16 protein-coding genes are annotated in these 20,538 nt (G+C 66.0%); 7 read left to right on the top strand and 9 right to left on the bottom strand.

All coding sequences use genetic code 11. The features are described 5' to 3' along the window. Positions 1-53 precede the first annotated feature (53 nt). Genes LJ362_RS05905 through LJ362_RS05895 form a run of 3 tightly spaced genes read right to left on the bottom strand, consistent with a single transcriptional unit; the run spans position 54 to position 3,156 of the window. Complete coding sequence (locus LJ362_RS05905; RefSeq protein ID WP_264801220.1) at positions 54-1,382, bottom strand: class I SAM-dependent methyltransferase; 1,329 nt, start codon at positions 1,380-1,382, stop codon at positions 54-56. Further along, positions 1,379-2,569, bottom strand: a complete 1,191-nt coding sequence (locus tag LJ362_RS05900) for an alkaline phosphatase family protein (RefSeq protein ID WP_264801219.1) — start codon at positions 2,567-2,569, stop codon at positions 1,379-1,381. The genes LJ362_RS05905 and LJ362_RS05900 overlap by 4 nt, the downstream gene beginning before the upstream one ends. Continuing rightward, entirely contained in the window at positions 2,569-3,156 is a 588-nt protein-coding gene (locus LJ362_RS05895; RefSeq protein ID WP_264801218.1) for a DUF5998 family protein, read from the bottom strand. The genes LJ362_RS05900 and LJ362_RS05895 overlap by 1 nt, the downstream gene beginning before the upstream one ends. An 80-nt stretch (positions 3,157-3,236) precedes the next feature. Here LJ362_RS05895 and LJ362_RS05890 point away from each other — a divergent pair, with 80 nt between their 5' ends. The 3 genes from LJ362_RS05890 to LJ362_RS05880 all read left to right on the top strand — a co-directional run bounded on the left by LJ362_RS05890 (position 3,237) and on the right by LJ362_RS05880 (position 9,651). After that, positions 3,237-5,909, top strand: coding sequence for a bifunctional GNAT family N-acetyltransferase/acetate--CoA ligase family protein (locus tag LJ362_RS05890; RefSeq protein WP_264801216.1), 2,673 nt, complete (start codon positions 3,237-3,239; stop codon positions 5,907-5,909). Between the two features lie 277 nt (positions 5,910-6,186). Then, positions 6,187-6,741 (top strand): TetR/AcrR family transcriptional regulator, encoded by a 555-nt coding sequence (locus LJ362_RS05885; RefSeq protein WP_264801215.1) that lies wholly within the window; start codon positions 6,187-6,189, stop codon positions 6,739-6,741. Positions 6,742-6,888: 147 nt separating this feature from the next. Beyond that, positions 6,889-9,651, top strand: coding sequence for a DNA topoisomerase (ATP-hydrolyzing) subunit A (locus LJ362_RS05880; RefSeq protein WP_264801214.1), 2,763 nt, complete (start codon positions 6,889-6,891; stop codon positions 9,649-9,651). Between the two features lie 88 nt (positions 9,652-9,739). Here LJ362_RS05880 and LJ362_RS05875 read toward each other — a convergent pair whose 3' ends face one another. Then, positions 9,740-11,470 carry an adenylate/guanylate cyclase domain-containing protein gene (locus tag LJ362_RS05875; protein ID WP_264801213.1) on the bottom strand — a complete coding sequence of 577 codons (1,731 nt, stop codon included), beginning with the start codon at positions 11,468-11,470 and terminating at the stop codon, positions 9,740-9,742. Continuing rightward, positions 11,470-12,342, bottom strand: coding sequence for a biotin--[acetyl-CoA-carboxylase] ligase (locus LJ362_RS05870; RefSeq protein ID WP_264801212.1), 873 nt, complete (start codon positions 12,340-12,342; stop codon positions 11,470-11,472). Before LJ362_RS05870 ends, LJ362_RS05875 begins: the two co-directional genes overlap by 1 nt. A 67-nt stretch (positions 12,343-12,409) precedes the next feature. Between LJ362_RS05870 and LJ362_RS05865 the strand changes: the two genes are divergently transcribed. Then, positions 12,410-13,990, top strand: coding sequence for an acyl-CoA carboxylase subunit beta (locus tag LJ362_RS05865; protein ID WP_264801211.1), 1,581 nt, complete (start codon positions 12,410-12,412; stop codon positions 13,988-13,990). Continuing rightward, positions 13,987-14,367 carry a hypothetical protein gene (locus tag LJ362_RS05860; RefSeq protein WP_264801210.1) on the top strand — a complete coding sequence of 127 codons (381 nt, stop codon included), beginning with the start codon at positions 13,987-13,989 and terminating at the stop codon, positions 14,365-14,367. The genes LJ362_RS05865 and LJ362_RS05860 overlap by 4 nt, the downstream gene beginning before the upstream one ends. A gap of 8 nt (positions 14,368-14,375) precedes the next feature. Here LJ362_RS05860 and LJ362_RS05855 read toward each other — a convergent pair whose 3' ends face one another. The 3 genes from LJ362_RS05855 to LJ362_RS05845 form a co-directional block, all read right to left on the bottom strand. Next, the gene (locus tag LJ362_RS05855) at positions 14,376-15,071 is read right to left on the bottom strand and encodes a TetR/AcrR family transcriptional regulator (protein ID WP_264801209.1); all 696 of its coding nucleotides are present in this window, start codon (positions 15,069-15,071) and stop codon (positions 14,376-14,378) included. 61 nt (positions 15,072-15,132) lie between these two features. Further along, on the bottom strand, positions 15,133-15,930 hold the full coding sequence (locus tag LJ362_RS05850; protein WP_264801208.1) for a nitrilase-related carbon-nitrogen hydrolase: 798 nt from the start codon (positions 15,928-15,930) through the stop codon (positions 15,133-15,135). 112 nt (positions 15,931-16,042) lie between these two features. Further along, positions 16,043-17,239 (bottom strand): MFS transporter, encoded by a 1,197-nt coding sequence (locus tag LJ362_RS05845; protein WP_264801207.1) that lies wholly within the window; start codon positions 17,237-17,239, stop codon positions 16,043-16,045. Between the two features lie 118 nt (positions 17,240-17,357). Here LJ362_RS05845 and LJ362_RS05840 point away from each other — a divergent pair, with 118 nt between their 5' ends. Both LJ362_RS05840 and LJ362_RS05835 read left to right on the top strand, forming a co-directional pair. Continuing rightward, positions 17,358-19,031 (top strand): DUF885 domain-containing protein, encoded by a 1,674-nt coding sequence (locus LJ362_RS05840; RefSeq protein ID WP_264801204.1) that lies wholly within the window; start codon positions 17,358-17,360, stop codon positions 19,029-19,031. Positions 19,032-19,044: 13 nt separating this feature from the next. Then, complete coding sequence (locus LJ362_RS05835; RefSeq protein WP_264801202.1) at positions 19,045-19,821, top strand: GntR family transcriptional regulator; 777 nt, start codon at positions 19,045-19,047, stop codon at positions 19,819-19,821. Here the strand turns inward: LJ362_RS05835 and LJ362_RS05830 are convergent. Continuing rightward, positions 19,710-20,537, bottom strand: coding sequence for an aspartate/glutamate racemase family protein (locus LJ362_RS05830; RefSeq protein ID WP_264801201.1), 828 nt, complete (start codon positions 20,535-20,537; stop codon positions 19,710-19,712). The two genes, LJ362_RS05835 and LJ362_RS05830, sit on opposite strands and share 112 nt — an antisense overlap. Between the last annotated feature and the right edge of the window lies 1 nt (position 20,538).

Genomic DNA, 20,538 nt, shown 5'->3' with positions numbered 1-20,538 from the left:
CCCGTCCCGGATCGACTGCGGTCATATCGTGGATCGGCCGAGCGGTCGGCAGCTCATCTCAGTCCCAGCCGCCACAGTGAGGTCACTTCGGCGCCGCGGGCAGCGTGGAGCGCGTCGGCGGTATCTGCGGCGCGGGGATGGCGGGGCACCGTGTCGATGCGTTCGAGCACGCGCAGTCCTGCCGCCTCGATGCGTTCGCGGAGCTCGCCCGAGGGCCTGAGGCTCAATCGTTCGGCGAGGTCGGAGATGATCAGCCATCCCTCCCCCGCCGGGGTGAGGTGGTCGGTCAGTCTCTCGATGAAGCGATGGAGGACAGCGGAGTTCGGATCGTAGATGCCGATCTCGAGTGCCGAGGTCGGCTGGGCGGGCAGCCACGGCGGATTGCACACGATGAGGTCGGCGCGACCAGGCGGAAACAGGTCGGCCTCGATCACACTCACATCGGCACCTGGACAGAGACGGTCGAGGTTATCACTGGCGCAGGCGACGGCGCGCGGGTTGATGTCGGTGGCCACCACTGTCGCAGCGCCGCGCCGCAGCAGGATCGCGGCGAGGACTCCGGTCCCCGTTCCGAGGTCGAATGCGGTGCCGGTCGGCTGCGCGGAATCCGTGTCGGTCGAAACCGAACCGGCCTGCCTTCCCCACGGCAGGGGCGTCTGCGCGACGAGATCGAGGTACTCTCCCCGCACAGGCGAGAAGACGCCGTAGCGCGGATGGACGGAATCGCCCAGAGCCGGGATCTCGACTCCTCGCAGCTGCCATTCATAGGCGCTGAGCACTCCGCCGAGTTCGGTGAGCGACACGCAGACCGGTCCGTCGGCCGGGCCGTAGGCGGCGCGGCAGGCCGCGGCGACGTCGGGGGCACGGCGCAGCGCGAGGTCGAAGTCCGGGCCGAGCTCGACGACGACTCTGCCGAGCAGCCGGGCCCGCTGCTCGATGGCGTCACGTTCGGCGAAGAATGCCTGAGCGGGATCGAGAGCAGGGCCATCACTGTCCCCGGATCCCACGAATCGGTCTCTGCCCCGTCTGTCGCGGGATCGGCCCCGGCCGCCGCGACGGCCGCCGGAACGTCGACCCCCGGTGGCTTCACGGTTTCCGCCTCGGTCGCCTCTGAGCCGACGGCTCATCGCCTGGACGAGTTGACGGCCGTTGTGGAAGTCTCCGCGCCACAGCAGTCCCACTCCGGCGCGTGCCGATCGGCAGGCTTCGTCGGCGGTCGTCTCGTCTCCGATGATCTGCACAGTCGCGGGAGGCGGCGCCCCGTTCTCCGAATGCCAGTCGGCTGCGCGGCCGATGCCGTCCTCGGTCCAGCGGATCGTCGTCAACGGGTGCTCCCAGAAGGTCGGTGGTGGGTCATCTCGGCTGCGGTCGACACCGCTCACACGACGAGCAGCGGGATCTGCAGCTCCTGCTCCGTGGTGGAACCATGATGACCGATGAGGGCCAGCGCCGAGGCGGATTCCACTTCCGAATCGACCACGGCGAAGCCATCGGTGCAGATAACGAGGAAATCCCCGATCCGCGGATAGACGTGCGGGGCCACTGGACCGAAATAGCCGCGGTCGATCGCCGAGGCTTTCGGCAGGATGAGCCCGCGGTCGCCGAGCGTCTCCTGCCAGACCGAGAGCACGTCCGCCTCGGCGCCCTCAGCGGCGTAGAGATGCAGTGCGCGCGGCTCTCCGCCGACGTGGCGCAGGCCGGCCTTGAGCTCAGGGAGTTCAGCGAGGTCGAAACGACGTTCATGGTCGACGTCGACCATGCCGTGGTCGGCGGTGATGAGCATGGTCGCGTCGTGCGGCAGGTCGGAGGCGAGTCGGGACATGGCAAGATCGACGCGTTCGAGTTCTTCTGTCCAAGCGGCGGAGTCCGCACCGTGCACATGACCGGTCTTGTCGAGATTGCCCCAATAGAGGTAGACGAGGCGGCGGCCGGGAGCCCTCGCCTCGGCGAGAGCCTGGGCACAGCGCTCCTCCAGGCTCTTCGAGTCCCGGAATCTGCCGCCGCGCAGCGAGGCCCGGTTGAGGCCGCGTCCGGCGAACTTCTTCTCTCCGAGGCTGACCACATCGATTCCGGCATCGGTGAGGCGTTCGAAGAGCGTCGCATCGGGGACCCAGGCGACGGGGTCGACGTCGAGGTTCCACGTCAGCTGGTTGAACACCGCGTCCTTCTCCGGGTCGAGAACGCGGTAGCCGACCACGCCGTGGGCGCCGGGCAGGCGGCCCGTGGCCAACGACGACAGAGAGTTCGCCGTCGTCGACGGGAATCCAGCGGACAGGGTACGGCGTGTTCCGGCCTGCGACCGGAAGAAGGGAGTGTATCCGCTGTAGCGTCGCAGCTGCTGCTCCCCGAGACCGTCGATGAGCACGACGATCGTCGCCCGGGACTCCCGGTCGAGTCCGAGCGTTCGTGCACGATCGGACATCGGCGCATCGAGGGCGTCGGCCGCACCGAGGCTCAGCGCCGCGGCGGGAACGACATCGGAGAGCATGGGCCCCGCATAGTCCGGGGGCCCGAGGTGCTCAGCACCGGATGGGCCCTGCTGCCTTTGACTCGTCGAGTCCTCGCTCATCAGCGGCGCGACCGCAGCCGGGCGTGGAAGACTGCGGCGCGCAGCTTCCCGGCGAAGTCGGCCATGCGGTCGACAGCGGTCTGCCCTTCGGCTTCGGCCGAGACCCGGAGCATGACATCCTCGGCGAAGATCGATCCGCCGTATCCGTGATCACCCATGCAGTTGGGATCTCCGCAGGTCTCGGGGAAGGCCTCGATGCGCTTCGACGCACCCCACGACATGGTCAGCGAAACTTCGACGGGCTTGTCACCGGGCTTGTAGGCGGCCGGATCGGCGAAGGTGCGGCCGACCATCACGGTGCCCAGGCGATCGAGTTCGATGTCCTCACTGCTCGTGACGGCACGGGGTTTGGCGCCGGGTTCCGCGTTCGGATCGTCATCGACGTGAGCCAGCAGGAGGCGGGTCTCGGTGAGGACGAAGGCGGTGACATGCCGGTGGATGGATTCGATGTCGACATGTGTGTCGATGTGGACGAAGTGGGCCAAGACCGGTTCGTCGTAGAGCGAGTCGGCGAGGATGCCCTGAGTGAGCTGGGGATAGTAGCCGGCCGACTGCAGATCGTGAACGAGAACTTCGGGTAATGCCATGCCCACCATTGTGCCCCACTCCTCTGACTTGTCCCAGCGAGGTCGGCCATATCCGGACGCCCGACGCATATGCTGGGACTATGGAAGACTATCCTGCCGGGTGGGAAGCCGATGTCGTCCTCCGCGACGGCGGCACCGCCCACCTTCGCCCGATCACCCCTGACGATTCCGCTGCTCTGGCCCGCATGCACGAGGCCCAATCGCCGGAGTCCGTCTATCTGCGCTTCTTCGCTCCGCTGCCCCGGCTTCCCAAACGCGACCTCGACCGCTTCGTCAACGTCGACCACCACGACCGAGTGGCGCTGATCATGCTCATCGGCGACGACATCATCGGCGTCGGCCGCTTCGATCGGATCAGCGACACCGAGGCCGAGGTGGCGTTCAACATCGCCGATGCCCACCAGGGCCGCGGGGTCGGTTCGATCCTGCTGGAGCATCTGGCCGCGGCCGCGCGCGAATCGGGGATCCAGCGATTCACCGCCGAAGTGCTTCCCCAGAACCGGTCGATGCTGCAGGTCTTCCAGGCCGCCGGCTACGAGGTCTCCCGCGGGTTCGATGACGGTGTCGTGGCCGTGAAGTTCGACATAGATCCCACGGCGCGGTCCATCGAAGTCCAGGCCTCCAGGGAACACAGGGCCGAGGCCCTGAGTGTGCGCACGGTCCTCCACCCCGCCTCGGTGGCGGTGATCGGCGCCAGCCGCAAACGCAACTCCACCGGCCATCTGCTCATCCGCAACATCACGGCCGCGAAGTTCACCGGCGACCTGTGGGTCGTCCACCCCGAAGCCGATCAGGTCGCCGGCGTCCAAGCCTATCCGAGCCTCGCCGATCTGCCGGGCAAGGCCGACCTCGCGGTCATCGCCGTGCCCGCCGAATCCGTCACCGAGGTGGTCAAGGACTGTGCCGTGCACGGGGTCAAAGCCGTGCTCGTCATCTCCTCCGGATTCGCCGAGACCGGTCCCGAAGGGGCCGAACTCCAGCGCCGCATGGTCGCAACCTCCCGCGCCTACGGAATGCGCGTGGTCGGGCCGAACTCCTTCGGACTGGTCAACGAGGCCGCCGACATCTCGCTCAACGCCTCTCTGGCCCCGTTCCTCCCGGTCTCCGGAACGCTCGGGCTCTTCAGCCAGTCCGGAGCCCTCGGCACCGCCCTGCTCGCGGCAGCGAAGACCCGCGGACTGGGCATCTCCACCTTCGTCTCCGCAGGCAACCGCGCCGACCTCTCAGGCAACGACCTCCTGCAGTACTGGGAGGAGGATCCGGCCACGCAGACCGTCGGCCTCTACCTCGAATCCATCGGCAACCCGCGCAAGTTCTCGCGCATCGCCCGTCGAGTCTCCCGCGTCAAACCCGTCGTCGTCATCAAGTCCGACCTCACGGGGCGGGAGCTGCCGCCCGGGCATATCGTGCGCACCTCGTCCCTGGCGCCGAACACCCTCGACCAGGTGCTCGAGCAGGCGGGAGTGATCCGCGCGGATACGATCCACCAGCTCTTCGACCTCACCCAGGTGTTCTCGACCCAGAAGCTGCCGGCGGGCCGCCGGGTCGGTGTCATCGGCAACTCCGCGGCGATGAGCACCCTGATCATGCAGCGCGCCCGTTCCGAAGGTCTGCGCGTCGACACCGAGCCCGTGTCCCTGCACCCCGAGGTCGATGCGGAGACCTTCCGGACCGAACTCGATGCGATGTATGCCGGCGACGACGTCGACTCGGTCATCGTCACCTTCACCCCGTCGGCGGGAGCCGAGGAGTCGGAGATCGCCGCGCTGCTGTCCGAGGCCGCCGCACAGTCGGAGAAGACCACTGTGGCCTGCTTCCTCGGCATTCAAGGTGTCCGCGACGAACTGACCAGCTACCTCAAGGACCAGGACGGCAACCGCGTCTCCCGCACGGTGCCCAGCTACATCGGACCGGAGGATGCCGTGTGGGCGCTGGCCAGGGCGACAGACTACTCGCGTTGGCGCGCCGCCGACCACGGTCGGTACGTCGAACTCGACGACATCGACGACAAAGCGGTGCGTTCGATCATCGATTCGGCTCTCGACGGGGCGCCGCTGGGCACACCGGTTCGCATCGAACGCGATGCGACGAGAGAGCTGCTCCGCGCCTACGGGATCGAGGTCCTGCCTTATATCGCTGCTTCCTCGGTCGACGAGGGGCTCGCCGCCGCCGAGAAGATCGGCTATCCCGTGGCGCTGAAGGCGGTGACGAACGTGCTCCGGCACCGCATGGAGCTCGGCGGGGTGCGCCTGAACATCGATTCGCCCGAAGAACTGGCCGAGGACTTCGCTGCCGTGCAGCGGATCATCACCCAGGTGATCGGCGACGACGAGCCCCTCGTCGACGTTCAGGCCATGGCCCCCCACGGTGTCCCGTGTGTCATCCGCGCCGGCGAGGACCCCCTCCTCGGACCGCTGCTGTCCTTCTCTCTGGCCGGGGACACGACCGAGCTGCTCGGCGACGTCTCGCACCGGGTCGCGCCGCTGACGGATCGGGAGGCCGAGGACATGATCCGCACGGTCAAGGCCTCCCCGCGCCTGTTCGGCTACCGCGGTCTTCCGCCGATGAACATCGACCCACTCATCGACGTCCTCGAAAGGCTCTCGGTGCTCGTCGAACGTCATCCGCAGATCCTCGAACTCGTCATCCATCCGATGATCGCTACGGAGACCGAGGGGCATGTGCTCAGCGCCCGTGTCGATCTGCTGCCCGACCCCACCCGCATCGACGGCACCCGCCGACTGCTGAGCTGAGACGGTTCGGAGCAGACACCCGCCCAGCTGAAAGGAGAATCCACGCCCTCCGCAGGAAGCCTTCGACTTTCGGTGTCCAAGCGCCATATTGGCGCGTCCTATACCAATTCGCAGACTTGACGGGTAGTGTCTGTATCCGTTCACCACGAAATGTTATGAATTCGTGTTTTAATGGATGGCCGCTCCGGCGGCCACCGTCTGTGGCCAGTCACTGGTCATCCACCGTCCCAGGCGTCCGCATTCAGCGGGTGTCCCATGAGAGCGAGGCCTCACAGTCATGATTTCGCGCAGAGACGTCGTCACCGACTCCGCGATCGCCGTAGTCGCCGAACAAGGAGTCCGCGGGCTCACCCATCGGGCAGTCGATGCACTGGCCGAACTGCCGGTGGGGTCGACTTCGAATGTCTACCGCACCCGCGATGCCCTGATCACCGGAATCATGGAGCGCATCGGTGAGCTCAACTCCCAGCAGCTCGAGCGCCTGCCGGAGCTGGTGCGTACTCCGGGCGCGGACGCTATCGAGGTCGCCATCGACTTCTGCATGAACTGGCTGACCACGGATCGCAATCGGTTCTACACCATGATGATGCTCAGCTTGGATCCGGCACTGCCGCCGGAGGCAGTGATCGCCAAGGAGAAGAACCTCCGTGCGATCAGGGAATTCATCATGCGCTTCGCCGGCATCGACGCCGACCACGCGGAGCGGGTCAACAGCTCGGTCGCGGGCATGATGGTCAGCGAACTCGTCGCCGGCACGGCTGATCGTGCACATGTCGAGGCCTACATGAGGGAGTTCTTCCAGTGGCTGCGCGGCAGCCGCGACAGCGCCTGAACTTCGACACAGACCCTCCGGGAATGCTCGATTGAGCCGGAGAGCGCAAATCGAACGCTAGAATCGACGGGTGCCCTCCCCCGCTGAGGTCAGGCCTCGGCGCGGGCGGGTGTTCGAATCGAACAGTTCGTGCGTCAAAGGAGTTCCATGCCCGAAGGCAGAGTCATCGAAGTCGACGTCTCCTCAGAGATGGAGAGTTCGTTCCTCGAATATGCGGTCTCGGTCATCCACTCCCGCGCACTGCCCGATGCCAGGGACGGCCTCAAACCCGTCCAGCGTCGCATCGTCTACCAGATGGGCGATATGGGGCTGCGCCCTGACCGCGGACATGTGAAGTCCTCGCGCATCGTCGGCGATGTCATGGGCAAGCTCCACCCGCACGGCGACACCGCGATCTATGACGCCCTCGTGCGCCTCAGTCAGGGCTTCATCATGCGTGTGCCCCTGGTCGACGGCCACGGCAACTTCGGCTCCCTCGACGATGGTCCCGCTGCCCCGCGCTACACCGAGGCTCGACTGACGACCGCGTCGATGCACATGATCGCCGGGCTCGACGAAGACGTCGTCGACTTCGTGCCGAACTACGACAACACGCTCACTCAGCCCGAGGTCCTGCCCAGTGCCTTCCCGAATCTGCTCATCAACGGCGCGTCGGGCATCGCCGTCGGCATGGCCACGAACATGGCCCCGCACAATCCGGGCGAAGTCATCGCCGCCTGCGCCCACCTCATCCGCAATCCGGAAGCCGGACTCTCGGAGCTCATGCGCTTCATCCCCGGCCCGGATCTGCCCACCGGCGGGCGGATCATCGGCCTCGACGGAGTACGCGAGGCCTACGAGATCGGTCGCGGCACGTTCCGCACCCGAGCCACTGTGTCCATCGAGAACATCAGTGCCCGCCGCAAGGGAATCGTCGTCACCGAGCTGCCCTACCTCGTGGGACCGGAGAAGGTCGTGTCGAAGGTCAAGGACGCGGTCGGGGCGAAGAAGCTGTCCGGAATCGCCTCGATCGATGACTATTCGGATCGCAAGAACGGCATGCGTCTGGTCATCGGTGTGAAGAACGGCTTCAACCCCGAGGCCGTGCTGGCCGAGCTCTACCGCCAGACCCCCCTCGAGGAATCGTTCAGCATCAACAACGTCTGCCTCGTCGAGGGGCAGCCGCGGACCTTGGGACTGCGCGAGCTGCTCATGGTCTACCTCTCCCATCGCATCGACGTGGTGCGCAGGCGCACGGTATTCCAGCTGCGCAAGGCCAAGGACCGGCTCCACCTCGTCGAAGGTCTGCTCATTGCGATCCTCGACATCGATGAGGTCATCCAGCTCATCCGCTCCTCGGACGATGCGGCCACGGCCCGCACCCGCCTCATGGACGTCTTCGAGCTCTCCGAGCTGCAGGCGACCTACATCCTCGATCTGCAGCTGCGTCGGCTCACGAAGTTCTCGCGTCTCGAACTCGAGGCCGAACGCGACGAGCTGAGGAAGACGATCGACTACCTCGAATCACTGCTCGCCGATGAGGCGAAGCTGCGGGAGCTCGTCGCCTCGGAACTGGAGTCCACGGCCGAGGTCATCGGCTCTCCGCGACGCACCGTCCTCATCGAAGGCTCGATGAAGGAGCTGACGGCCAAAGGCAAGAAGGCGCCGGCGAACCTCAAGATCGCCGATTCTCCCTGCCGGGTGCTGCTGTCGACCTCCGGACGCATTGCGCGCACCTCGGATGCCGCTCCGCTGGCACGTGAGGGTCGCCGCTCCAGCCATGATGCGCTGGTCTCGGAGATCGTCACCACCACTCAGGGCAAGGTCGGCGCCATCACCACCACCGGTCGCCTGCACATGGTCGACGTCGTCGATCTGCCCGCCCTGCCGCCGGCCGCGGCACGGCCCAATGTCGCCGGCGGTGTGAAGATCGCCGAATATGCGGCGCTGGAGAAGAACGAGAAGATCATCGGTCTGATCGACCTCGACCGGGAATTCGTCCTCGGCACCGCCGACGGCGTCGTCAAACGCGTGTCGGTGGCCGGTCGGCCGAACAAGAACGAATGGGAAGCCATCACCCTCAAGGACAAGGACTCCGTTGTCGGAGTCGCCCAACCCGAGGACATCGACGATTCCCTCTCCGTGTTCGTGACCTCGAATGCTCAGCTGCTCGCCTTCGACGCCTCCGGACTGCGTGCACAGGGCTGGAACGCCTCGGGCGTGGCCGGAATCAAGGTGACCGCCGAGGCGAAGGTGATCTTCTTCGGTATGACCCCGAAGGCGGCGAAGACCGACGAGGACGGTGCCGCGGATGCCGAGCTCGGCAGCTTCGCGGTCGTCACGATCGCCAGCGGTGAGAACTTCTACGGTGCCCCATCGTCGTCGATCAAGGTCAGCGAATTCTCCGAGTTCCCGACCAAGGGTCGCGCCACCTCCGGGGTGCGCGCCCACAAGTTCCTCAAGGGCGAGACCGAACTGTCGCTGGCCTGGGTCGGCGACTCTCCGCAGGCGGCAGCCACCGCCGGCGGTGCACGCACGCTTCCGGCCGAACTGTCCCGTCGCGACGGGACGGGATCGCCCTTGGAGTCGAAGATCGATGTCATCGGCACCCTGCCCCGCCTCGGCGGCGCCGAATCCCACGACCATTCCCCGGCGACCGACGGCGACGAATCGACTGAGGCATCAGCCGACGCCGAGGCGAACGCGGATTCTGCGTCCGGCACCGGCGACAAGAAGCCGAAGTCCGGCGGAAAACGATCCGCAGGCAAGGAGCAGCGGGGACAGCAGGGACTGGCGACGAGTTTTGATGAGCTCGATCTCGACCTCGATGAGGCCAAGGACGAGATCGCACGGTCGAAGTTCGACACCGAAGGCGCCGTGATCGTCTCCCACGACGAAGACGACGAGGACGACGACTCCGCCCTGTTCTGAGCTCGGAGCCGACTCCACGGCGGGGCCGGGCCCCACCGGTCGGCACAACTGCTGCGGCCACCACCTCGGTGTCGGGCTCAGCCCTCGGTCACTGGTCTGAGTTCTCGGGATCGTCGTCGAGGTCGAGGCGCATCTTGGCTGCGGTGCCGCGCTTCATCTCACCGATGGCGGTCTCGCCGAGTCCGTGCAGCGAAATCGAATCGCGCGGTTCGAAGACGTAGTCGTCCGAGGCCGAGAGCACTCGCGCGGTCTCCTCGTCGGTGAAGATCGTTCCGGGATCGGCCACTGCTGTCAGGCGGGCGGCGAGGTTGACGCTGGAGCCGAAGATATCGCCGAGGCGGGAGAGCACCCGGCCCCAGACGAAGCCGACGCGCGCCTGGGGCAGATCCTCGGCGGCGGTGACGCGCTCCATCAGCGTCATGGCGATCTCGGCGCCGGCCAGCGGTGTCGAGGCGGCGAAGAACACTTCATCGCCGACGGTCTTGATGACCCGTCCGCCGCCGGTGGCGACGATGTTGTAGGCCATGCCCTGGAACTCCTGGACCATGTCCGCCAGCTGCCGTGGCTCCATCTTCTGTGACAGGCGGGTGAAGGAGACGAGGTCGATGAATCCGACGGCGCGGGCCAACGGCATCGAGGAGTCGTACCAGCCCTGCCGGTTGTCCATGGCCAGCCCGTCGGAGACGTTGACGTTGAGACGGCCCATGACGTCGGCGAGGTTGCGCCGCCAGGAGTACGTGAGCATCTTCTGCAGCGGGTCGATCATCTCTTCGACGACGGCCAGGGCATCCCGGCGTGCTTCGGGGTCGGTCAGTCCCTTCTCCTCGGTGAGGAATTCGACGAGGGTCTCCATCTGCCAGACGACGAGGCGGTCCGTCGTCTGCCCGATCGCCCGAGCCAGGGACAGCGCGGTGGTCTGGTCGATGAGTCCGTCGGCGACGGGCTTGGCCCAGATCCGCAGGGCGTGCGCATCGCTGACGGTGTAGGCCTTGTCCGTCGGCTTCGCCTGGGACATGCCGAGGGCCCGCCACATCTTCCGGGCCGAGACCGTGGAGATCCCGCCGAGTTTCGCGGCCTCCCGCCGGTCGAGGACGCGTTTGCCATCAAGCAGGATCTCTTCGAGTCGTTCGGCCGCGGAGCGAGTCTCATAGATCGTGTCGTCGAAGTCGGGACCATCGGCATCGAGAACTCCATCGGCGTCGTCCTCGTCGATGATCGGCAGCGCTGTGGTCCGCGGATCCTCGCGCAGTCCGCTGAAGAAGTCCTCATCGACATCGATGTCCGGGTCGGCATCGGCCGCATCGGCATCGGCAGGCTCCGCGGGGACCGCGGAGGCTGCGCCGTGATCGGCCGTCACTTCGTCGGCGAGCTGCGCGCCGACCTCTCCTGCCTGAGGAGCGGATCCCGTCAGGCCGCCGACAGGCTCGTCGTCACCGTCGACGTCATCGTACGGATCTCCCGCATTCGACTCGGCCGCCTCCTCGGGGAAGGCGTCCGGGAAACGGTCGTCCGCCTCGGCGCTCGACGAGGTCTCACCGTCGTCGTTCGAATCCGGGCTCGGTGCAGAATCAGGGTCGGACCGACTCTCCGACTCCGACCAGGATTCGGCATCGGTCTCCGAACGGGGTGCGACATCGGCCTGGGACTGAGCATTCGGCTGAGACGCGTCGGCGGACCGGGGCGTGTCGCTGTGCGCCTGAGTGCCGGCGTCGGCCGGCCGAGCCTCCGTGGAGGTGCCAGCGGCGTCTCCGACCTCGGGTGTGCCCAGCCGCTCCGGTTCGACGATGTCGAATCCGGCGGTGAAGTCCGAAACCGCCATCAGTCTTCGCTCCTCTCCGCAGACGTCGGGGACGCGGCCGGACGCAGGTGGTGGACGTCTCCGGCGCTTAAGCACACCTGATCGTCGATGATGATGTCGGCGCCGGCGTCCAGCCCCGTCGCGGTGCCGACGATGTCGGAACCGTCGGGCTTCTCCACCCGAACCCTCGATCCGAGCGTCACCATATGATCACGCACTCTCCGCGCTGTGCGGCTGTCGCGGAAATCCTCATCTCCATAGTCGATCAGCTCTCTGTAGCAGGGGATCAGTGTGCCGAGAATCGAGACTAGCAACGCTTCATGATCAATTTCTGAACCGTCGGCTCCGGTTTCGATCGCCAGAGAGCTCGCGTCCTCGCGCGGCAGATCGGCAGGCTCCAACCGGGTGTTGAGCCCCATCCCCAACACGATCTGCGGTCCGGCGGCCAGGGGTTCGACGCGGGCGAGGATCCCGCACAGCTTCCTGCCCTCGGCGGTGAGCACATCGTTGGGCCATTTGATCGCGGCGGGCACCCCCGCCTCGGTGACGGCGGAATGCACGGCCTCACCGGCGATGAGCGGGATCCATCCCCACTGGGAGAACCCGGGCGGGGGTGTGAGCAGAATCGACCACGTCAGCGACCGGCGGGCAGGCACCGTCCAGGTCCGGCCCAGTCGGCCGTGTCCGGCGTTCTGGAAGTCGGTGCCGCGGATGGTGAATTCGGCCACGGGCGAACCGGCGCCGGCTCCTTCTCGAACCATTCGCGCAAGTTCGTCATTCGTCGACGTACAGATATCGTCCCAGATCAGCGGCGGGAGCGAGAGACCACGGTCCGCGGCGGTGCGGCGCACTGAGTCGACGTCGACGAGGAGGGAATTGTGTTGGCTGTTCACCAGTCCACTCTAGATTCTTTTGGTGAGAGTGCACAACGAAGTCTCACGTCATCGTTATTGTGGATACATGACGGATACTCCACGGACCACAGCCGAGCGCATCGACGCTTTCACCCAGCGCCGAGAAGCAGCCCACGCGGGCAATCAGCGCTCGGTGGACAACCAGCACAAGCGCGGCAAGCAGACCGCCCGTGAACGCATTGCAGCTCTCCTCGACGCCGATTCCTTCCAGGAGATCGACGAATTCGCCCGCCATCACAATCACCAGTTCGGGATGCAGGACAACCGCCCCGACGGTGACGGAGTCGTCTGCGGACTGGGCACGATCGAAGGCAAGACCGTCGCGGTCTTCGCTCACGACTTCACCGTCCTCGGCGGCTCCCTGGCCGAAGCCAACGGCCGCAAGATCGTCAAGGTGCAGAAGCTCGCTCTCAAGCTCGGCTGCCCGATCATCGGCATCAACGACTCGGGAGGCGCCCGGATCCAGGAAGGCGTCGGATCGATTGCGCTGTTCGCGGAGATCTTCCGCCTCAATGTCGCCTCGTCCGGAGTGATCCCGCAGATCTCGCTCATCATGGGCCCCTCGGCCGGCGGCGCCGTGTACTCCCCCGCCCTGACCGACGTCACGATCATGGTCGATCAGATCAGCCACATGTACATCACCGGCCCCGACGTCATCAAGACCGTCACGGGAGAGTCCGTCGGCCATGAGGAACTCGGCGGCGGACGGACGAACAACACCGTGTCGGGAAACGCCCACTATCTGGCTTCCGACGAGGACGATGCGCTCAACTATGTGCGCGATCTGCTCTCGTTCCTGCCACAGAACAACCTCGACCCGGCCGATGCCGACGAGTTCGAGTCCGATCTGTCGGTGACTCCCGAGGACGAAGCGCTGGATACGCTTATGCCGGATTCGCCCTCGCAGCCCTACGACATCCTCGACGTGGTCACCACGGTCCTCGACGACGGCGATTTCCTGCAGGTCTCGGAGCTCTTCGCTCCGAACGTCGTCACCGGCTTCGGCCGCGTCGAAGGTGTCAGTGTCGGCGTCATCGCCAACCAGCCCATGCAGTTGGCCGGCACCCTCGACATCGACGCCTCGGAGAAGGCCGCACGCTTCGTGCGCCTCTGCGATGCCTTCAACCTGCCGATCCTCACCTTCGTCGATGTTCCCGGGTTCCTGCCGGGCACCGATCAGGAGTACGGCGGCATCATCCGCCGCGGCGCCAAGCTCATCTACGCCTACGGTGAAGCCACCGTTCCGCTCGTCACCCTCATCACCCGCAAGGCCTATGGCGGCGCGTACTGCGTGATGGGGTCGAAACAGCTCGGTGCCGATATCAATCTCGCCTGGCCGAGCGCGCAGATCGCGGTCATGGGTGCCCAGGGTGCGGCGAACATCGTCTATCGCCGCAAGCTCAAGGCCGTCGAAGAGGCCGGTGAGGATGTCGAAGCGGCACGTGCCGAACTCATCCAGGACTACGAGGATGCGCTGCTCAACCCGTACCTGGCCGCCGAGGAAGGCTACATCGACGCCGTCATCAAGCCGAGCGAGACCCGCAGCCGGATCGTGCGTTCCCTGCGCGCGCTGAAGAACAAGCACGTCGACGCTCCCGCGCGCAAGCACGGTAACATCCCCCTATGAGCGATGATCTGCAGACCGACGCCGAGGCGAACCTGCCCGGCGAAGTCGACGCCGAGGTGGCCGTCCTCGGTGAGGATTCCGCCGCCGAGGAGGGCGGAGCCTCCGCCTCAGACGGGGCCCTGCGGGGGCCCTCCGTGGAGGGACGTTCACAAGTGCGCGCCGATGACGGCGAACCGATCAGCGACGAGATGGCCAGTGCGGCTGCTGTGGCCGCGGTCGTAGCGATCCGTCAGGTGGCGATCGCCTATGCGGCCCAGCAGGCCAGCGCGGAAGCCGAGTCCGAAACCCGCAAGGGCGATCGGGCGGGCTTCCGGGCTCCGCGCCGCAATGTGCGCAAGCGCCTCCCCCAGACCTGGGACCAGCACCTGGGTCGGTGACCTGAGTTCTAGTCGGCCTCTTCGCGGAAGAGTGCGCGCAGTTCGTCGAACAGCGTGTCGACCACGGGTCCCGGATCGCCGTCGACGCTCCGCATCCGGGTGAACGTCGTCTTGAGCACCATCATCGACAAGGCGGCGACAGCCTCGGCGCGCGGAGAGACGACGATGTCATGGTCTGGATTGTCACCGGAATGAGTCCCCATGACATCCACCGGCGGCAAGACGGCCCCGTCGAGCCGTCGTTGGATGATCTGCCGGAAGAGCCGTTCGCTGTTGCCCATTCGCGCCATCTGCAGCGGAATCAGCGACGGATCCTGTTTGAGCATGAGGTGGTACTGGTGCATATCGTCGAGCTTCTTCATCCGTGTATCGACGATGAATGCGAGCAGATGCTTGAGGTCGGAGACGAGGCGCCCATGGGGTCCTCCGGCTTCGAATTCCTCGATAGCCGGTTGGTCCTCTTCGTCGAAGACGGTGTCCACGCGGCCGAGCAGCGCCTCTTCCTTCGATGAGTAGTAGTTGAAGAACGTTCGCCGGGAGACTCCGCAGCGCTCACAGATGTCTTCGACAGTGACATTGTGATAGCCCTTCTCCAGGGCGAGGTCGACGGCGGCGCGACGCAGAGCCTGCCCGCGCTCACGCTTCTTGCGTTCGCGCAGCCCCTCAACTGGCGGCGACGCTTGGACCTCTGAATCGGAACTCATGAGAACAGTATTGCAGTCGCCGCATTTTCACCGGAAATGCGCTGAGCGACCGTCTCGAAACTCAATACCCGAGTTTCGCGTTCGTGAGCACCGGGACGGTCTCCGCCGCAGTGTCGGCAGCGTCGAGGTCGATCTCGACGATCTCGAGTCGTTCGGCACCGTCGAGTGAGTTCAGCACCTTCCCGAGCGGGTCGGAGACCAGACTGTGGCCGACCCCGGTCGGCCCTTTCTTCGGAACCGCGACGCCCGTCACTTCGGGATCAGCTTGACCGAGGGCAGCGATGAACATGTTAGAGTCCAGGGCTCGGGCGCGGGCGAGGATCTCCCACTGTTCTGCCTTGCGCGGTCCCGCACCCCAGGAGGCGGGGACAAGGGTGAGACGTGCGCCTCGCCGGCTGAGTTCTGCGAAGAGCTTCGGGAACCGGATGTCGTAGCACAGGGCCAGGCCGATGTCCTCGCCGTCGATGGTAAAGGAAACCGGCTCCTCCCCCGCTTCGACGGTGTCGGACTCCTTGAATCCGAAGGCGTCGTAGAGGTGGATCTTCGCATAGTCGCTGCGCTGGCCGTCAGGGGAATAGACAGCGAGCAGGTTGACGACCTTGTCGTCAGTGGCCGCGAATTCGCCGACGACGACGGTGATTCCGGTCTCGGCGGCGAGCTCGCTCAGCGCGGCCCGCCACGACTCGGAGTGCTCCTCGGCGATGGCGCGCAGGCCGGATCCGAACGCCGACATCGTCGCTTCGGGGAAGACGACGAACCGTGCGCCGGCCGCGGCGGCCCGGCGGGAATAGGAACGGACCTTCTCAAGGTTGTCGGCCACCTCCGTGGTGGTATTGATCTGAGCGAGCGCGAACTTCATTCTCATCCTCCAGTCGTTCCCTCCACCCTATCTCCCCAATTACTACCTGACGGGGGCCCAGCAACCTGGCGCCAGGTTGCTGGGCCCCCGTCAGGTAGTAATTGGGGAGGGATCAGGTGAGGTATTCGCGGCCGGGGCGACCGCCTCGGCGACGCCCGTGCACCCACACGTACACGCCGATGGCGACCACGACGAGCCCGGCACAGACCAAGAACATGCCGTTTCCGCCGGTGAACGGGTAGAGGAATCCGAGGACGACCGGTCCGATGCCGGACCCCGCGTCGAGGAGGAGGAAGAATGACGCGGTGGCCACGGGAACACGGTTCATCGGCACGGACTTGACGGTGATGGCCTGCATACACGGCATGAGAGAGCCGAAGCCGAGACCGATGAGCACTCCGGCCAGGACGATCCCCGCCATAGTCGGCCACAGCGCCAGCAGAACATTGCCGGCGATATCGGCGATGAAGACGGGCAAGATCACCGCATTGTCACCGAGAGTATCCTGCAGCCGTCCGACGAACAGACGGGCGAACAGGGAGGCCACGGCGAAGGCTACGAAGAACAGGGACGCCGCGGAGGCGACGCCGTGTTCGGCCGCATATCCGGCGAGGAACACCAGCGCTGCCGCATACGCGGTGCCGGCCAGGAGCATGACCGAACCGATCCGCAGTCCGTCCCGGTCGACGAGCGTGCCGAGTTTGAGATGCCATTTCGTGCGCCTCTGATAGTCGCTGATCTCCTGCACGGGCAGCCGGATCAGGAAACAGCAGATGAGGGCGAGGACGGACATGAACGCCGAGGCGACGAAGAGGATGGCGAAGTCGAACTCACGGGGCAGGAGGACCCCCAGATACGGTCCGAGCGCCGTCGACAGGGTCGTCGCCGTGCCGAAGTATCCGGTGCCCTCTCCCCTGCGGGAGGCCGGAATGATGCTCTGGATAGCCGTCATGATCGCCGTGTTCCCGGCGCCGAAGGCGATACCGTGGACGATGCGCAGCGTCAGGAGCAGAGTGAGATCGCCGGCGAAGATATAGGCCAGGGAGGCGAGCACGGAGACCGCCATGGTGATGATGAGCAGTTTGCGCCGCCCGATGAAGTCGAGATATTTCCCGGTGAGCACGCGAGCGACCACGGCACCGACGACGAACGACGAGGAGGCGAAGCCGGCTGCGGCCTCACCGGCGGAGAACCGTGCTACTGCGTACCCGGCCATCGACGTCATGAGCAGATAGAAGACCATCGACATCGTCAGGTTGAGACCGATTCCGACGATGAAGTCCTTCGTCCACAGCTTCGCTCGTGCCACTGGAGATCGGTCTCACTTTCTGCTGCCTGCGGGGAACAGTGACACATTAGCGGGTTCTCAGCGATTGCGTGGTCCGGTCCACCGCGGTTGTGACTCAGCTCGCGATAGGGTGGTCATCATGACTGTGAAGAGAACCCCCTCCGCCGTCGATGCGGTCGCTGAAGACTACGTCGATGACATGCTCGCCCTCTCCCCCTCGCTCGCCCTCTACCTCGGACTCGAAGGTGCACAGGGCTTCGACGACTTCTCACCGGCCGGGCTCTCCGCGGTCAACGATGTCACCGTACGGACCCTGGCCCGCCTCGATGAGGCCGCGGACGGCTCCGACCTCGACGACGTCGACCTCGTGACCATCGATGCGATGCGTGATCGCCTCGGCGTCGACCGCGACTACTTCGCCGCCGGGATCAAGCACGCCAGCCTCAACGTCATCGAATCCCCGTTGCAGCAGGTCCGCGACGCCTTCGACCTCATGCCCACGGAGACCGTGTCCGATTGGGAGACGATCTCGACCACCCTGGCTGCCGTGCCCGGCTCGCTGGCCGGATACCAGGAGTCCCTGGCGATGGCGCGTGACAACGGTCGCGTCGCCGCCCGTATCCAGGTCGAGAAGGTCATCGACCAGGCCCGTGCCCTGGCCGAGCCCGGCAGCAACTTCGATCGTCTCGTCGCCGGCGCCGATGTTCCCGACGCTCTGCGTTCGGATCTCGACACCCACGCCGAGGCGGCCCGCAAGTCCGCCTCGGACCTGGCCGAATTCCTCGGCGAACAGGTGCTGCCCGCCGCCGGTGACGACGAGGCGTGCGGTCGCGAAGCATACGCGCTGTATTCCCGGGACTTCCTCGGTGCCGAAGTGGACTTCGACGAGACCTACGCCTGGGGCCTCGAAGAACTCGAGCGCATCGATGCCGAGCAACGCGAAGTGGCAGAGAAGATCATGCCCGGCGCCGACCTGTTCGAGGTCATGGACGCTCTCAACAACGACCCGCAGCGGACCCTGCACGGCACCGAGGCGCTGCGGGACTGGATGCAGGGTGTGGCCGATGAGGCGATCCGCGAACTCGGCAAGTCCCATTTCGACATTCCCGAACCCGTGCGCACGATCGAATGCATGATCGCGCCTTCGGCCACCGGCGGAATCTACTACACCGGCCCGACCGACGACTTCTCCCGCCCCGGCCGCATGTGGTGGTCGGTGCCCGAAGGCGTCACTGACTTCGCCACCTGGCAGGAGAAGACCACCGTCTACCACGAGGGTGTGCCCGGCCACCATCTCCAAGTCGGTCAGGCCACCTACGTCTCCGACACCCTCAACCGCTGGCGCCGCCTCATGTGCTGGGTATCCGGCCACGGTGAGGGGTGGGCGCTGTACGCGGAGAAGCTCATGGCCGACCTTGGATTCCTCGACGATCCCGGCGACTACCTCGGCATGCTCGATTCGCAGCGGCTGCGTGCCGCCCGTGTCGTCCTCGACATCGGCTTCCACCTCGGCCTCGAGGCACCTGAGAGACTCGGCGGCGGGATCTGGAATCGAGAGAAGGCATGGCAGTTCCTCACCGACAATGTGGCCATGGACCGGTCGTTTCTGGCATTCGAGCTCGACCGCTACCTCGGCTGGCCCGGGCAGGCACCGAGCTACAAGATCGGTCAGCGACTGTGGGAGCAGTACCGTGATGAGGCGAAGGTTGCGGCGGGTGCCGATTTCGATCTCAAGGACTTCCACACCCGAGCGCTGGGTCTCGGCTCGGTCGGGCTCGATACACTGGGCCGCGCCATGAAGCGCTCACAGTGAGATGAAGGATGGGATGAAGTCATCTGAAAGCCCCCAGTCGGAGACCATGCGGGTCACCGAGGCGCTGCGCAATGAGATCATCGAAGGCCACCGTCGACCGGGTTCGCGGCTCGTCGAACGCAACCTCGCCACTGAGCTCGGAGTCTCAAGAGTGCCCATCCGCGAGGCGCTGAAGAAACTCGCCTCGGAAGGGCTGGTGACGAACCGTCCGAACACCTGGTCGACGGTCAGGGAGTTCTCCCCCAGCGACATCGCCGACCTCAACGAGGTGCGCACGGTCTTCGACGTCCTCTCGTTCGAGCTCGCCGCTCAGCGTCATACCCGTGAGGGCCTGGCCCGACTGGAAGCCACGATGCTCAAGGGCCGAGAGCTCGCCGATGCCGGGGACGTCGCCGGTGCCCATCGCTGTGCCGCGGAATTCCATGCCATCGTCACCGAACTCTCGGGCAATGAGCTCCTCGGAGAGATCGGTGCCCTGCTGGATTCACGGATGCGGTGGCAGCTGAGTCAGCATGATGACCTTGCCGTCGTCGCCACCGAGCATGCCGAGCTCTTCGACGCCATCGCCCGCCGGGATCAGACGCTGGCCGGGTCCCTGGCCGGTCGCCATCTGGGAACGAGCCAGGAGCAGCACGACAAGCATTCGAAGCGGTTGGCCGAGACCGTGCCCGAAGAAGCTCAGTGCGATCCGGCCGCCGCCGATCCCGCCGCAGAGGATGCCGAGTCCGCTGCGGTCCCGGCCGCAGAGGATGCAGAACCCATCGCAGCGGATCCGGCCGACGTCGACTGACCGAGCGGCCAGCCGCTGAGCTTCTTCTCACGGGCAGGCGCATAGGTGCGCACCTTCGAGGTGCTCAGCCCCAGACCGACGAGAGATTCGGCCACGCGCACGGCGGCAGCGACCCCGTCGACGACGGGGACGGCACAGCGCTCCGTGATCGTCGCCCCGAGCTCGGCCATCCCACCGCAGCCGAGCACGATGACCTCGGCACGGTCACGGTCGACCGCCTCGGCGGCCTGATCGGCGATCGCCTCGATCGCTGCCTGCGGATTCTCCTCGAGCTCGAGCACGGCCATTCCCGAAGCCCGCACGGACACGCAGTGCGAGTCGAGCCCGGCCAACAGCAGCCGGTCCTCGATGAGCGGGACGGTCCGGTCGAGCGTGGTGACGACGGAATAGCGGCGGCCGAGGAACATCGCCAGGGCCGCCCCCGCCTCGGTGATGTCGATGACAGGCACGTCCAACAGCTCCTGCAGGCCCTCGCGGCCGTGCTCTCCGTACCCGGCCTGGATCACGGCGTCGAATTCGCCGGGATATTTCAGGACGGCGTCCATGACGCCGAGCGCCGCGAGATGGCTTTCGACGTTGCCTTCGCAGGATTCGGCTCCGAACTCTGGGGTCAGCCCGATGATCTCGGTTCCCGCCGAGGCGGCCTGCCGTGCCACGCGGGCGATGCCCTCGGTCATGGACTCGGTCGTATTGACGTTGACGACGAGGATTCTCACG

The organism is Brevibacterium sp. JSBI002, from assembly GCF_026013965.1.
In the GTDB taxonomy this organism is placed as follows: domain Bacteria; phylum Actinomycetota; class Actinomycetes; order Actinomycetales; family Brevibacteriaceae; genus Brevibacterium.
The sequence above is the reverse complement of the archived record's forward strand: the minus strand, read 5'-3'. Positions and strand labels throughout refer to the sequence as shown.

Excerpts from the sequence above, each read along its gene's own strand:
- LJ362_RS05900 (WP_264801219.1), bottom strand. The coding sequence starts at position 2,569 with ATGAGCGAGGACTCGACGAGTCAAAGGCAGCAGGGCCCATCCGGTGCT.
- LJ362_RS05895 (WP_264801218.1), bottom strand. The coding sequence starts at position 3,156 with ATGGCATTACCCGAAGTTCTCGTTCACGATCTGCAGTCGGCCGGCTAC.
- LJ362_RS05890 (WP_264801216.1), top strand. The coding sequence starts at position 3,237 with ATGGAAGACTATCCTGCCGGGTGGGAAGCCGATGTCGTCCTCCGCGAC.
- LJ362_RS05885 (WP_264801215.1), top strand. The coding sequence starts at position 6,187 with ATGATTTCGCGCAGAGACGTCGTCACCGACTCCGCGATCGCCGTAGTC.
- LJ362_RS05880 (WP_264801214.1), top strand. The coding sequence starts at position 6,889 with ATGCCCGAAGGCAGAGTCATCGAAGTCGACGTCTCCTCAGAGATGGAG.
- LJ362_RS05875 (WP_264801213.1), bottom strand. The coding sequence starts at position 11,470 with ATGGCGGTTTCGGACTTCACCGCCGGATTCGACATCGTCGAACCGGAG.
- LJ362_RS05865 (WP_264801211.1), top strand. The coding sequence starts at position 12,410 with ATGACGGATACTCCACGGACCACAGCCGAGCGCATCGACGCTTTCACC.
- LJ362_RS05860 (WP_264801210.1), top strand. The coding sequence starts at position 13,987 with ATGAGCGATGATCTGCAGACCGACGCCGAGGCGAACCTGCCCGGCGAA.
- LJ362_RS05855 (WP_264801209.1), bottom strand. The coding sequence starts at position 15,071 with ATGAGTTCCGATTCAGAGGTCCAAGCGTCGCCGCCAGTTGAGGGGCTG.
- LJ362_RS05850 (WP_264801208.1), bottom strand. The coding sequence starts at position 15,930 with ATGAAGTTCGCGCTCGCTCAGATCAATACCACCACGGAGGTGGCCGAC.
- LJ362_RS05840 (WP_264801204.1), top strand. The coding sequence starts at position 17,358 with ATGACTGTGAAGAGAACCCCCTCCGCCGTCGATGCGGTCGCTGAAGAC.
- LJ362_RS05835 (WP_264801202.1), top strand. The coding sequence starts at position 19,045 with ATGAAGTCATCTGAAAGCCCCCAGTCGGAGACCATGCGGGTCACCGAG.